This is a genomic window from Endozoicomonas sp. 8E (assembly GCF_032883915.1).
GTDB lineage: Bacteria > Pseudomonadota > Gammaproteobacteria > Pseudomonadales > Endozoicomonadaceae > Endozoicomonas_A.
The window spans coordinates 6,761,111-6,775,265 of sequence record NZ_CP120717.1 but is presented as its reverse complement, the minus strand read 5'-3'; the positions used below and the strand labels follow the sequence as shown (position 1 = coordinate 6,775,265).

General features: G+C 47.3%; 12 protein-coding genes. 8 read left to right on the top strand and 4 right to left on the bottom strand.

The genetic code is table 11. The features are described from left to right. Positions 1 to 214: 214 nt before the first annotated feature. A complete protein-coding gene (locus P6910_RS24065; RefSeq protein WP_317143771.1) occupies positions 215 to 1,396 on the bottom strand; it encodes a retropepsin-like aspartic protease in 1,182 nt (393 codons plus the stop codon). A gap of 221 nt (positions 1,397 to 1,617) precedes the next feature. Here P6910_RS24065 and elbB point away from each other — a divergent pair, with 221 nt between their 5' ends. Continuing rightward, a complete protein-coding gene (elbB, locus tag P6910_RS24060; protein ID WP_317143770.1) occupies positions 1,618 to 2,271 on the top strand; it encodes an isoprenoid biosynthesis glyoxalase ElbB in 654 nt (217 codons plus the stop codon). A 188-nt stretch (positions 2,272 to 2,459) separates the two neighbouring features. After that, on the top strand, positions 2,460 to 3,059 hold the full coding sequence (locus P6910_RS24055) for a hypothetical protein (protein ID WP_317143769.1): 600 nt from the start codon (positions 2,460 to 2,462) through the stop codon (positions 3,057 to 3,059). Between the two features lie 36 nt (positions 3,060 to 3,095). Here P6910_RS24055 and ftnA read toward each other — a convergent pair whose 3' ends face one another. Then, entirely contained in the window at positions 3,096 to 3,611 is a 516-nt protein-coding gene (gene ftnA / locus P6910_RS24050; RefSeq protein WP_317143768.1) for a non-heme ferritin, read from the bottom strand. A gap of 106 nt (positions 3,612 to 3,717) precedes the next feature. Between ftnA and tenA the strand changes: the two genes are divergently transcribed. Together tenA and P6910_RS24040 are read left to right on the top strand one after the other, a co-directional pair. Beyond that, positions 3,718 to 4,404, top strand: a complete 687-nt coding sequence (gene tenA, locus P6910_RS24045) for a thiaminase II (RefSeq protein ID WP_317143767.1) — start codon at positions 3,718 to 3,720, stop codon at positions 4,402 to 4,404. Positions 4,405 to 5,018: 614 nt separating this feature from the next. Beyond that, on the top strand, positions 5,019 to 6,137 hold the full coding sequence (locus tag P6910_RS24040) for a porin (RefSeq protein WP_317143766.1): 1,119 nt from the start codon (positions 5,019 to 5,021) through the stop codon (positions 6,135 to 6,137). A gap of 152 nt (positions 6,138 to 6,289) precedes the next feature. Here the strand turns inward: P6910_RS24040 and cyaY are convergent, their stop codons facing one another. Then, complete coding sequence (gene cyaY, locus P6910_RS24035) at positions 6,290 to 6,613, bottom strand: iron donor protein CyaY (RefSeq protein ID WP_317143765.1); 324 nt, start codon at positions 6,611 to 6,613, stop codon at positions 6,290 to 6,292. Positions 6,614 to 6,781: 168 nt separating this feature from the next. Between cyaY and lptM the strand changes: the two genes are divergently transcribed. The 4 genes from lptM to P6910_RS24020 all read left to right on the top strand — a co-directional run bounded on the left by lptM (position 6,782) and on the right by P6910_RS24020 (position 9,877). Further along, positions 6,782 to 6,904, top strand: a complete 123-nt coding sequence (gene lptM / locus P6910_RS27000; RefSeq protein WP_306670875.1) for an LPS translocon maturation chaperone LptM — start codon at positions 6,782 to 6,784, stop codon at positions 6,902 to 6,904. Between the two features lie 123 nt (positions 6,905 to 7,027). Next, a complete protein-coding gene (gene lysA, locus P6910_RS24030; RefSeq protein ID WP_317143764.1) occupies positions 7,028 to 8,296 on the top strand; it encodes a diaminopimelate decarboxylase in 1,269 nt (422 codons plus the stop codon). 10 nt (positions 8,297 to 8,306) lie between these two features. After that, positions 8,307 to 9,137 (top strand): diaminopimelate epimerase, encoded by an 831-nt coding sequence (dapF, locus tag P6910_RS24025; RefSeq protein WP_317143763.1) that lies wholly within the window; start codon positions 8,307 to 8,309, stop codon positions 9,135 to 9,137. Beyond that, positions 9,134 to 9,877 carry a DUF484 family protein gene (locus tag P6910_RS24020; protein WP_317143762.1) on the top strand — a complete coding sequence of 248 codons (744 nt, stop codon included), beginning with the start codon at positions 9,134 to 9,136 and terminating at the stop codon, positions 9,875 to 9,877. Before dapF ends, P6910_RS24020 begins: the two co-directional genes overlap by 4 nt. 42 nt (positions 9,878 to 9,919) lie before the next feature. Here the strand turns inward: P6910_RS24020 and P6910_RS24015 are convergent, their stop codons facing one another. Further along, positions 9,920 to 14,092, bottom strand: coding sequence for a CHY zinc finger protein (locus P6910_RS24015; RefSeq protein ID WP_317143761.1), 4,173 nt, complete (start codon positions 14,090 to 14,092; stop codon positions 9,920 to 9,922). Positions 14,093 to 14,155 lie beyond the last annotated feature (63 nt).

Genomic DNA, 14,155 nt, shown 5'->3' with positions numbered 1-14,155 from the left:
GTTATTCGGGCCACGGTTATTATTTTTATTATTTGTTTTTATTGTTATTGTTTTGTCAGTCTAACGCATAGGTTGTGCCAGTTTTTTTAACTTGTTGATTTTTAATGATAATTAAATTCTCCGATGGGGGCTGATGAAGAAAAGGTTACGAGATGTTGTTACTCTTACAGATGATAGGTATTAATGCGTAACAGGCAGAGGTAACACTTCGGTGTTAACGGGGTGACAGAATCAGGTAGTTGCGGTCCTGGTCGATCTGAAAGTGGAACTGGCCCAGTACATTCATGCCCAGCAATCCTTCTGCAAAGGCGTAGTCCAGCTCTAATCCGGCTACTTCCAGGTCTTTGACAATGTATTGACCGAGGTGTAGCTCCTTCACCCGATAAATAGGAGCAAAGACAATCCCACTGGCTGTTTTCAACTCGGTATGATTTACCCGATGGGCCATTTTCTTGCGTTTAAGCTCTTTCAATAAAGCATTGGGTAAAGTTGTCAGACTGGCTCCAGTGTCAATCAGCAGTCTTGGCTGGCTTTTATCCTGAGTTAACGCTGCTACGATGTAGTGATTGCCTTCAGCAAGAAGAGGAATGGCTGAGGCTGGCATCTCCTCGGGTTCTTCCCGAACAGGGGGTAACAGGTCAGACAGTTGTTTGGAAGCCATTCGACCAAACTCTTCATCGGTCTGCAATAACTCCAGTTCGCGAATGGCATTGTTGGAGTCCTCGGCAGACAGGTAACCCTGAGCCATTGCAAACCGGTAAAAGGCACGCTCGGGTTCCAGCGTCGCCAGTTTCTGGAAGAGGGGCAGGGTTTCCTGGAGTTGTTGGTTTTTCTGCCTGTTCTCATATATAAGGCGGCTGAGCTTATGAATACTGTCGGCTGTATTTTCCAGCTGATCAGGCTGGCTGATGAATGAGCGGGCGCTGATCAGCACTTCAATGGCTTTCTCCAGCTCCTGCTGCTCAGTGTAGAGCTGGGCCAGCTTTTTCAGAAAAACCGGGTTTTGATAATAATGTTGGGTAAAACGTTCCAGTGCAGCAATACTGTACTCCCTGTGTTCATACCATTCATCTATTTTTTGCAGCAGGACTGTTTCCAGTCGTTGACTAAGTTCCGAATTCTGTCGCTCCTGCCGTTGAAAAATGATCAGGGCATCATCGTACCTGTGTTCTTCCAGTGCCCGTTCAAAATCAATTATTTCCTGAGGTATGTCAGGCCATTCCAGCGTGTTAGTGAAATCTCCAAGAGGCAGCCAGTTCCGGTAGTCCTGATTTTCGAAGTAAGTCTTTTTTCCCTTGACAGCCAACACTTCATGCAACCACCAACCGGTAATCAGGCCAGTGGCAAACATCATAATGGATAATGTCAGCAGTCTAAGAGCCAGAAGATTTTTCAAAGGGGCGGGGACTCCATTCGAGTATTTTTGTTTCAGTCTAGCTCGACTACGACGGAATCGTCGACGTAATCCATAGGGGTCTATGTGTTAATTGTGAAAATTATTTCATCCTTCTTTGTCGTCCCACTATAGTATTGAAGTGATTTTTTCGCCCGTGGCTGATGATTTTCAGAATCTGTGGTCTGCCGCTCTTTCGTGATGGTATGAAATGGAGACTATCCATGAGTAAAAAAGTAGCTGTTATTCTTTCCGGGTCGGGTGTTTTTGACGGCAGCGAGATCCATGAGGCCGTTTTGACCCTGCTCAGTCTTGATCGGCTTGGAGCCAGTTACCAGTGCTTTGCCCCCGATATACCTCAACATCACGTTATTAATCATGTGACGGGCGAAGAAATGGATGAAGGCCGAAGCGTATTGGTAGAAGCGGCCAGGATTGCCCGGGGTGAGATCAGGCCGCTTGGAGAGCTGAAGGCGGAAAAGTTTGACGCCCTGATTCTGCCCGGTGGTTTCGGAGCAGCAAAAAATTTATCGGATTTTGCCTTCAGTGGCAGCGAGCTCAAGGTTCAGAGTGGCGTCAGCTTTGCGGTCAAGTCTTTCTCAGAAGCCGAAAAACCTGTCGGATTGATGTGTATTGCACCTGCTATCGCCGGCCGCATATTTGGTGAAGGTGTTCTGGCCACCATCGGCAACGACGCTGAAACCGCTGCAGCTTTAGAGCAAACTGGCGTTAAGCATGTAGAGTGTGCTGTGGATGATATTGTGGTAGATGACCGTCACAAACTGGTGACTACTCCAGCCTATATGATTGCCAGGAGCATCAGTGAAGCCGCTGAGGGGATCGACAAGCTGGTTGATCGTGTTCTGTCTATGGTCTGATTTCTCGAAGCCTTGCCCTCCCTTGTCTGGCATGGCAAGGCTGCTGTGGCAGGAGGCATTTTAATTTCCCGTAAAGCCTGATCCGGTCGGTTCATGCTGTGCAGGCATTGATAGAAGGGATCAGTCTGAAGGATTGATCATTCAGAGAGTGCTCGCAGATGCAGCGTGCTGGTGTTTTTGTGATATGAATGATGAATATGCCTCATCTACGAAAATTAGTGATAGTTATCTTACTAATATTTTGTGCTGCTTCTTACGGATCTCAAGTTAATACCCATGATGAGTATATATGTTCCAACCATACTGCTTCATATGAAGATTATGGACAGGTTTTTTACACTGGCCTGTTGGATTTATTAACCTATCTGTCGTTATATTACGATGAATTCAGGCTGCGATTGCGAGTATCTGAAATGGCAGCTGTTGCTTTAGTAAATTTTTATATATCTAAAACCGGTAATGCTCATAATTCTAAATGTATTACTATTCTTTCAATGGGCGTGATATCAAGTTTTTTATATAATACTGCTTGTGATATAAGCGTATATCTTAAGAGCGATGAAAGCTCATTATTAGCCATTTCCAGATTCATTGCGAAAAGAGCAGAGCACAAATTATTTTTAGAGGTTTTCCACTGCCTGACAAGGCAGCTCTTTCCAGGATTATGTCTTATTTGTTTAGGGCCCATGAAAGACCCTGCAGTTGCAGCCTGTGCAAAACATTGGTTTTGCGAGGCATGCATTACTGAATGGGCGAAACAATCAACTTTGTGCTCTTTATGCCATTAGTAACCCCGCCTTCCCTGACCTGGGGGGAGTAGACTGTCAGGCAGCCGTTACAGGAGGCATGGAAGCTACCAGTTTCAATACTTCATTGTCGATGTAGTAGAGACCCTTGCCCTCAAAGCCAATCATATCGATTTTATCCAGAATGCCTTTAAACAGCTTCTCTTCCTCGTGCTGCTCGGCTACATACCATTGCAAAAAGTGGAAGGTACTATAGTCCTTTTCAGTAAATGCAGTGTGTGCCAGCTCGTTGATACAACGGGTCACTTCGCACTCGTGCTCGTAGGTTCGCTGGAAGATATCTCTTACCGATTCATACTGGTGGGGAGGTGCATTGATTGCACCAATGATAGCCATAGCTCCGGTCTCATTAACATAGTCAAAGAGCTTTTGCATATGCTCCATTTCTTCCCGTGCATGGCGGCGCAGAAACTCGTTGCAGCCATCAAGCCCCTGGGCTTCGCACCAGGAAGCCATTTGCAGGTAAAGGTTGGAGGAGTAAAACTCAAGATTGATTTGATCGTTGAGCTTGTCGATCATGGTTTGAGTCAGCATGGGTTTAACCTGTTCGTGTCAAAAGCTGAAGTATAACGGCTTGATGCTCCAGTTAAACATTCAGGGTATGATTTCGCCTTTTTTCACACTCTTTGTGGACTGAGTCATGACTTCTCCATTTGATCATCCCGATACGCTTTACTGCAAAATAAAAACAGCCTGTGCGGAGGACTGGCACCGCTATTGTCACCACGAGTTTGTTCAGGGTATTGCGGACGGCACCCTGCCTCTGGAAAGCTTCAAGCATTATTTGCAGCAGGACTATCTGTTTTTGATTCACTTCGCCAGAGCTTATGCGCTGGCGGTCTACAAGGCCGACAATCTTGAGGATATGAGGGCAGCTTCCGGCTCTGTGGCGGGGATTCTCTCAGAGATGAATCTTCATCTGGAGTACTGTGCCGAGTGGGGAATGTCTGAGCAGGATGTGGTCAGTCAACCAGAAGCCCGGGCAAATATGGCCTATACCCGTTATGTACTGGAGCGAGGAATGGCAGGCGATATTCTGGATCTCCAGACGGCCCTCTCCCCTTGTGCAGTGGGCTACGCAGAGATTGGTTTGAGACTGATTAATGATCCTGCGACTAAAAGAGAAGGTAACCCCTATTGGAAATGGATCCAAACCTATGGTGGAGAGGAGTTTGTGCAGGGGGCTGTCAGGCAGGTTGAAGCGATTGAAACACTGGCTGCCAGTCGTTTCTCTGAAGGCCGAATGGACTCTCTCTGTCGTACTTTCAGAGAGGCTACCCGCTTGGAAGTTGGCTTCTGGGATATGGGGCTGAATCGGACTTTCTAAGGAACATTATTCAAGGTGGGCTGGAAACAGTTCACTTTGATTAAAATAAACCTTCTCTTTCTAAAGGCTTCTTACTATTGATCTCCTATTTAAGCAAGTGATGACTTATTCACTGATCCCGCTATATGGCACTGCATAGTTTGAATGCCGATCTGCTTAAGTCTCTCTGAAATCCAATACCTGACACAGGTAGTAATGTTCTGTTTTATTAATAAATTAATCTTTGTCGTTTGCTTGTGAGCCGTAAAGTCTCTTTTTAGCGAAAAAGAGTGCGTTTCTTTAATCAACTTTTACTCGGTTTTTAAAAAAATTACTTAATCGGCTGCGCTAAATAATGACGGTAAAAAGACAGGCTCGGGAGATCAATAGGTAGGTGTGTCTATTCTACTGCTGGTTGTGATTGTGTAAAACCTTAGTCGTATAAGTGTAAATGCTGAGCAATGCCAAAAATTGAATAAGTGTATGAGTTTTAGTGATGTGATGAACGTCCAAGAACTTATAAGAATCCGCATATAACTGCTCGGTCATAGAATGATTTCTAATAGTTCGTGATCACATATAAAAAGCAGAAAAGATCCACACAACACAACACTTGAGTTAGGAGTCCAGTGATCATGCAGAAGAAACTGCTTGCCACTTTAGTAGCTTCCCTCGTTGCCGGTCAGGCAATGGCCCTGGAAGTTTATAACGATGACGTTAACAGCCTGTCAATTGGCGGTAAGATCGGAGCTAAGACCGTTAAGAGCAATGGTTCTGACGCTGAGATGAAAGATGCCAGCCCACGCATCAACTTCAAATACGCTCACAAGTTTTCCAGCGGCTGGACCGGTTCTGCTGTTGCTGAGTGGGGCTTCTACGCTGTTGACGGCGACCAGGACGATCAGTTCTTCAACCGTCTGGGTAATGTTGGCCTGAGCCACGATACCTACGGTGCCTTCACTGCAGGTAAAGCATGGTCTGTAACCTCTGACGTATCTGGCTGGACTGACCAGTTCGCCATCGGTGGTGGTGCTGCTATGGGTGTCTACAGTGGCCGTACAGGTCTGGTAAGTGATGCTGATGCTGCACACGACAATGGTGACACTGATGGTACTGCACGTGCTGACGACGTAATCCAGTATCGCAACAGCTTTGGCGGTCTGAATGTTGGTATCCAGTACCAGCTGAAAGGCACCGGTGGTAAGACTACTGATGAGGATGGTGAGACTGTAGACGGTACTCGTGACTCCAGTTACGGTGTTGTACTGAGCTATGACCTGCCAATGGGTCTGTCTCTGGGTGCTACATACAATGAGGCTAAGTACGTTGAAGAACTGGGCGTTCTGCCACGTTACAACGGTTCTGACAAGTCTACCTCTGCTACCGTTGGCGCCAAGTTCGAAAACGAAGCTCTTTACCTGGCAGCTACCTACGGTCAGTTTGAAAACAAGACTGCTGTAGTCAAAGGCACTCTGGACAAAGAATCTACCGGTATTGAACTGTACGGTAAGTTGGCCCTGCCTCAGGTTGTTGATGGTTTCTACCTGCAGTCTGGTTTCAACCAGCTGACTGCTGACGACACCTACACTGGTGACAAGACTGACGCTCAGTTCACCGACTACATGGTGGGTGCCATCTATGAAACTGGCCCAATGCAGTTCGCTTTCGAATACACCCGTGGTGAGAAAGTCGCTGCTGCTGGCAATAAAGATTTTGACGACACCTACGCTGTGCAGGCTCTTTACTACTTCTAATCATCAGAAGCAGTCAGCCTGACAGTAAGCAGTATCTGAGGAGGCGCAATCTGCTTCCCCAGACTCTGTCAAAAAAGGCGAAGCTCTATCCGGGTTTCGCCTTTTTGTTTTTTAGGAAACCTGAACCAGGGAAGCTAAAGCTTCACCAGCACTTAAACGGTAAGTTCTACTGCCTCCCCATACTGCTCACTCAAGCAGCGATTCAATACCTGCATAAACGCTTCACCGTTGCTGTCAGCAAGCCACTGTTCTTTGCTTTTATCGTAATCGAAGTGAAAGCCGCCACCTTTGGCGGCCAGCCATAATTGCAGCACGGGTGTCTGCCGGCTCAGAATGATCTTGGAGTTGTCTTCACAGGTCAGAGTGAGAATGCCCGCAGCGCTTTCATAATCAATATCCAGCTCTGCCTCTTCTATGGCGTCTTCAATAGCGACCATCAGGTCATCCAGGAGGTCATGGTATTCGCTTTCGTTCATTAGTGTATCCGTCAGTTAGGGCTATCGCCGCTGTTTGATGCAGATTATACTCAGCGGTTGATCATTGCTGAAACAGCCTTTTCAAAGAAGGGGTGTTCTGGTGGTGAATGACTATCCACAGAGCCCTGAGCGCATTCAGCTCATGGTAAAAAGTACAAGGAGCCTTTCATGAGAGCCCTTATTGCCCTCATGTTCACCACTCTTCTGCTTGCCGGGTGCGGTCAGAAGGGGGATTTGTATCTTCCAAAGGATGGTGACACCCAGCAGTTGACTCATAGCGGGTCAGAGTAATCAGTCTCCGGGGAGAGACAGACGACTGAAGCGCATAGATGCCCCAAGTGCATGGATGCCTTAAGCCCGGAAAAGTAGAATAATGCTCCCCAGAAATTTCATGATAGAGAGTAAGACAGTCTGATGGATTGGTTTCCCAGCCGTGACGGTGAGCTTTATGCTGAACAGGTTCCCGTTACTGAAATTGCCGAACAGTTTGGTACCCCCGCCTACATTTATTCCCGCAAAGGGTTTGAAGAAGGTTTTAAAGCTTACAAACAGGCGCTGGAAGGGTGGCCTCACCTGATTTGTTACGCCGTCAAAGCTAACAGCAATCTGGCGGTTCTGAATGTTCTGGCAAAACTGGGAGCGGGTTTTGACATCGTTTCTGTAGGTGAACTGGAGCGAGTTATTGCTGCCGGTGGTGAAGCCTCTAAAGTGGTTTTCTCCGGTGTCGGCAAACAGCGTCATGAAATAAGAAGAGCCCTGGAACTGGGGATTCACTGCTTCAATATCGAGTCAGAAACAGAGCTGGAAAGAATCCAGCAAGAAGCAGAAATCATGGGCAAAGTGGCCGCTGTTTCTGTCCGGGTGAATCCGGATGTCGATGCCCGGACCCACCCTTATATTTCTACGGGTCTGAAAGACAACAAGTTCGGTATTGATATCAAGGCTGCGCCTGCCGTTTACCGGCGGGCAGCTGAGCTAGCGAATATCGAAGTGGTGGGTGTGGATTGTCATATCGGCTCTCAGCTCACGACCAAAGAACCCTTTATTGATGCTCTCGATCGTCTATTGCTGCTGGTTGATCAGCTTCGTGAAATGGGTATTATCCTGAAGCATCTGGATATTGGTGGCGGCTTGGGTATTTCCTACGAAAAACACGAACAGCCACCGACACCCTCTGAATACCTGGGTCAGGTGAGAGAGCACCTGGCCGCCAACGAGCACCACAAGCACCTGAAAATTGTGGTTGAGCCAGGGCGATCTATTGCCGCACAGGCCGGAATGCTGGTCACTGAAGTGGAGCTGATCAAACAGTCTGACCATAAGGCTTTCACCGTGGTTGATGCGGCCATGAATGATCTGTTGCGTCCTTCAATCTACAGCGCCTGGCATGGTATTGAGCCAGTGGTGCGCAACGACGAGAGAGAGGAACTATTGTGCGATGTGGTCGGGCCCATTTGTGAGACCGGAGACTTTCTGGGGAAAGACAGAAAGCTGAAAGTGGCTGAAGGTGATTTGCTGGCGGTCCGCTCTGCCGGTGCTTATGGCTTTGGAATGAGCTCCAATTATAATTCCCGCTGTCGCCCTGCTGAAATTATGGTCGATGGCGATCAGGCACATCTGGTTCGTCGCCGGGAAAAACTGGCTGACCAGTGGGCCGACGAAATACTGCTACCAGAAGGATAATTATTGCGCTATGTTGTTGCACTTCACAAAAATGCACGGCCTGGGCAATGACTTTATGGTTGTTGACAGAGTCACCCAGTCCATACGCATTACCCCGGAAAAAATCCGCAGCCTGTCCGATCGGAATTTTGGAATTGGTTTTGATCAGTTGCTGATGGTTGAGCCGCCCACCGATCCCGATATGGATTTCCGTTATCGGATCTTCAATGCCGACGGCAGTGAAGTGGAGCAGTGTGGCAATGGTGCCCGTTGTTTTGCCCGTTTTGTCAGGGACAAGAAACTCATTGGATGTGACACCATTCGTGTTCAGACGTCCGGTGGCAATATGGAACTCACCATTGAAGACAATGGCGATGTTACGGTGGACATGGGTATTCCGGTGCTCGAGCCTCAACAGATTCCATTCAACGCACCATCCATGCAAACGACCTATGACCTTGATGTAGACGGAGAGCGTCTGACAGTGGGGGCGGTTTCCATGGGCAATCCTCACATCGTGTGGCAAGTGGACGATATTAACCGGGCGCCGGTTGAATCAATGGGTCCCAAACTGGAAGGCCATAGTCGTTTTCCCAAACGCTGTAATGCCGGTTTTATGCAGGTACTGGATGCCGCAGAGATCAACCTCCGGGTTTATGAGCGAGGCGTGGGTGAAACCCTGGCTTGTGGTTCCGGTGCCTGTGCGGCGGTTGTTGCAGGTCGTTTGCAAGGACTACTGGATGAAGAGGTTCGGGTTAATCTTACCGGTGGCAGTCTTCTGATTCGTTGGCCGGGAGAAGGTCACCCGGTTATGATGACAGGGAGTGCCACCCGGGTATTCGAAGGACAAACAAGGATATGACAGACTCGGCCACCAGTGATAAAGCCTCAAACAAGAAGAACGCTGGCAGAGAAAACCAGATCACTGCTATGACGGCAGATCAGGTGATTCAGTATCTGAAGAACCATCCTGACTTTTTTTTGAATCAGGATGAACTGCTGTTGGATCTCAAGATTCCCCATGAAAGAGGGGAAGCTATTTCACTGGTTGAACGTCAGTTGCAACTGCTCAGGAAACACAATCTTGAGTTGCGGCGCAGGCTTGGCAAACTGGTGGACGTTGCCCGGGATAACGACCGCCTCTTCGAACAGACTCGCAAACTGGTGCTCGGTCTGCTGGAAAGTCAGGATCTTGAGCAGGCGACGGAAACCCTCAAGGATGGCCTGGAGCAGGATTTTGAAATCGATTTTCATTCCCTGATTCTGTTTACCCGGCAACCAGCCAATCTGACCATCCGGGAAGAAGATCCTGATACAGCGGATGAAATTCTGGGTGATCTGCTTTCAGGCTTCAGGGATAAACAATCTTCCGGTCAAAAAGTCATCTGTGGCCGAATGAAGTCCCGCGAACTGGAATTCCTGTTTCCGGACAACCATGAGGAAATCGGTTCAGTGGCACTGGCGCCATTGAACTTCCCGGATAAAGTGGGTGTTCTTGCACTGGGTAGCCGGGATGAAAATCATTTTCGGGCCTCTATGGGCAGTCTGTTCATTGGTTATCTCAGCGATGTGACCAGCCGCGTCTTGAGTCGTCTTATCTGAAGGAGAGTAAGCCAGCGACGACTATTAAATCCGCTCAGACGGTTAATCATTGTGTGCATGTTCCTGACTAAATAGGGGGTGTCTACAAACAGGGCAGCTTCTTACCCCGTTATTAATCATTGCTATGGCGCATTCTTTATGGACTTTGTGGGAGCAGGGTAATATCTGGCAGCCGCCAAAGGCATCTTCCAGACAGATGCAGCACTCATCGTGGCCTGAGTTTTCCCGACATTTGTGATTGCCCAATAGCCTTTTATCCAGGCAGACACCGCAAACATCACAGTGATAGGATCTATCTGAGTGTATTCGGCAAATACCGCATTTATCGCAGTGGTGCGGATTATTATAGGTAGAGGTAAAGTGTTTACATATTGCGCAGTAATATTCCGACATTTGCTCTCCACATCCCGGGCATGTCTGGGAGTCTTCATTAATTTCTCCCTCATATCCACACAGAGAACACTTAAGCCGTAGTGCATGGAGAGCCTTATTTGTAGCTGTACATGAAGGATCCTTGTTGTCGTTATGACATCTATGGCAGGGGAAATACCCCGGACAGCAAGCAAAGCCCACAAAGCAGAACCTTCGGTAATGCTCGCACAATGCTCCTAACGACTCTTGCAGTGGTAGCCGTCCTGACTCTATGTTTAACCAGCCTGCCTGCTCATCGGGCGGGTTTGCATGCCCATTTTGGGGGCACGGCTGCTGGCAAGGGGCAGAATATGTGTCATTGCTATGCCAAAGGCAGGCTGCGGCCATCTGTTGATTTTCTTCATGGGGCATATCGTCTACTGATGGTGGCCCTGGATAGTCATCGTACGAGTTTGGCAGCTCATTGAGAGTCATTGAGTGATGGTGAGGGGCAAAAGACACTGCGTCAATGCTTCGCATCGCGTACCTGACATCATCTGCCAGAGGTTGATCTGTTTGATGATTCCTATGGTTTTCTGATCGCAGCTGATTGAGCTCACGCATCAATATTGAATATTGGTTAGTCAAGCTTCTGTTTTGATCTTCAAAATAAGCTACGCAGCCCCGTAATCCCTCACTATCAGCATTTAATTCTTGATTCTTTAGCGTTAATTCATGATTTTCTACATTTAAGTTTTGATTCTGTGTATTTAACATTCGCTTCTGTGTATCTGAATGTTCATTTTCAATTCTTAATCTTTGGTTCTCTGTTCTTAACATTTGGTTCAATTCTCTTAACTGTTCGTTTTGACCAGTTAACTTTTTAATCTTTTCTTTATCTTTCTCCTGATCTCTTCTGTTCAGCTCAATTATTTCTGCAAGCCTGTGGTATTCATTTGTAGCATGTTCTAACTTTTTTAAACTACTATTCAAGCTTTCAAGTTCATAAGGGGCAGGGTTTTCGACTGCATTAAATGCATTTGCCGGAGAAATCGGTGAAGGATTTGAAGGCAGTCCGTTGGTATCCCACATTTGTGCAGGCAAAGAAGGTTGTGGATAAGTTTGGGCGACGAGAAGAGAAACATCGATCGAATGTTTACTTAAGAAGTTTTGATTTATCCCTGACACTTCCATATCGGATCGGTCACGTGCCCTACTGATTTGATAAGCACCGTATGAACGTCCTGCCTGTAATCGCCTTTCGAAAGGGCCGATTTGCTGATGAGCAAGGGCAGGCTGCTTTGGCCTTGCTCCCTGCTGTAAATATCTGTCTGTGGATACTTTAGGGGTGCTGCCATTAGAGCCAGAGTCACTTTGGAAGCTATCAACAGGTCGGATTGAATGGCTGAATGCACTTGCCTGAAAGCTATCAACAGGTCGGATTGAATTGGTGAATGCACTTGCCTGGAAGCTATTAAAAGGCCAGATTAAATTGGTGAATGCACTTGCCTGGAAGCTATCAGCAGGCCGGACTGAATCAGTGAATGAAGTGGCTTGGAAGCTATCAGCAGGCCGGACTGAATCGGTGAATGAACTGGCTTGGAAGCTATCAGCAGGGCGGACTGAATCGGTGAATGAACTTGCCTGGGAGCTATCAGGAGGCCGGATTGAATCGGTGAATGAACTAGCTTGGAAGCTATCAGCAGGGCGGACTGAATCGGTGAATGAACTTGCCTGGGAGCTATCAGCAGGCTGGACTGCATCGGTGAATGAGCTTGCCTGCAAGTTATTAACAGGCTGCATTGAATCGCTGAATGCGCTTGCATTGCTGACAATCATTTCGTTGGAGGTATTATTGCCGTTACACTCGGATTGATGTTCATCAGGTTCGGGGCAGGCACTGTCGGTTGTTTCGTCGGAGATATAATCTCTGTTACGGATTAAAGGCTCTTGTAGTGAGGACTCTTTTGGCGAAGGTGCTTGTGATGAAGAGTAAGATTGCACCTGCCTCAAGAGTTTATCTGAAAAGCTTAATAATTCATGAAACGACGGGTGCTGATCAAATTGCGAAATATCTATAAAAGGGTTGGGAAATGTAAATGGCCTTGCATGGAACATAATATTACTTCTTATGGTTACATCTGATATTTTTCCTAACAGTTCACGAATAGGCCCAAGTGGTTTTTCATAGAGCAGGAACAATTGAACAAAGTATTCAGTAAAGCAAGATTGTTCAAATTGTCCTATTGGTGGCTGTTGGTCAGATTGGTTGACCCTGTCGATTATGTCCTGAACAATCTTATACAAAATCATCAGATTGTTATCGGCAGCTTCCGGCGGTGCCTGCTCAGGTGGAATAATCGGTTCACTTGTAGACAGGGGGCCAAGGTCATTCAACGCCTGTGTTTCATTGCTCGTGGCTTCTATCAACTGCTCGATAAACCGGTTGCGCACTGAGTTCTTACGGTAAGTACGCCGCAGTTTCAGTACTGCCTCAAGAGGGGTGACAGTATTACCTTTGGTGTTTGTGCTTTTGGTTTCCAGAACCTGCAAACGCTCAGGCATGTCCAGTTCATCCAGTATTTGCCTTAGCTTGTAAACGGCGTTGGGATCATTGCTTTCAATGATGGCGACAAGTTGGTTCGCAAGTACCTGAAGATCCTGAGTCCCGGTGTTATCTTTACCCTCACCTTCATCTTCATTGTCGTCTTTTCTGTTATCTCTATCTTCACTGCCGTCATCACCTTCTCCCGGTGATCTGCTCTCCTGACCTTCAGGTTCATCTCTTTGTTGTTTTTGAAGATAGTTATTTTCGTCCTTTGATTCTTTGTCTGGTGGACTGCCAGTGGGTTCTCCATCTCCATTACCAGCTTTGAAGCCACCTGCATGATTTGTCTTCAGGGCATTACACTCAAGAAATAGTTTCAAACAGCCAAGCTGCCACTGAAGGCTCTCGCTGGCCGGGCAAGAATTGTCAGCACGCTTTAAGAGAGTGTTCCAGAAATTAACATCGGTCAGTTGATTTATATCCAGGAAATCAAGCCAACCAACGGGTATAACGGCCTCACTGGAAGTACCATCTGCGTTAACGCGTGTCATTTTCAGACGGGCCGGGGACGGCTGTTCCTGAAACGAGATAGAATCCTTACCAATAGACATCAGCCAATTGATGACGGGGTTCAGGATAACCAGGTCTATCTCGAATAATCCTGATGGTCTTCCCCCTCCACCTCCCCAGGGTGGAGGGGGAGGCAAGTAGAAGAAGCCCCCATTGCCACCACTGGGAAAATTGGCCGTGCCAGTGAACTTGCCTCCTGTGGATGACAGTGTGTTATTTCGGGTTTGGCCGGTTTCCGGCCCACTGTCCGTCATGTTGTCGGAATAGACCAGAAGGGTCAGTGGAGCAGGATGGGGCTCGTCCTTCAGCGATTGATCGGTGGTTACAGAAGTCAACGCTGGTCTGTCTGTCGTCGTGGATTTTAAGCGAACAAGTGTGCCATTTTCAGAGCTGCCTTGTGATACATGTTGGAAGATGGGTGTTTGCTCTTCCTCCATTATCACTAGCTGATAGCAATAGTCACTCAAGTCGTTCGTGACCGATATTGCGATACTGTTCGAATCTGCTGGCGCCACAGGCGCATTAAAGCAGAGAATGCTTTTTCGGTCATCAAAGCCTTTCGGAAGCAGTAAACCTACTTGCCACTGATTCACACCCTGCGGATCTGCAGCATCATTGATTTCAATCTGAACCCTGCTCCCGTCGGAATAATGTCGGTCAATGATGGTTGAGGAATAGCACAAGGGTACAACCACCATAGCAAGCGGGAAAAGAACAAACGCTATGAATAAACGGTAAAAATGCATTCAAATCTTTCTAAATAATTATGTTAATAATACCAACCCCACTCTCCTTGTCTGATATAAATC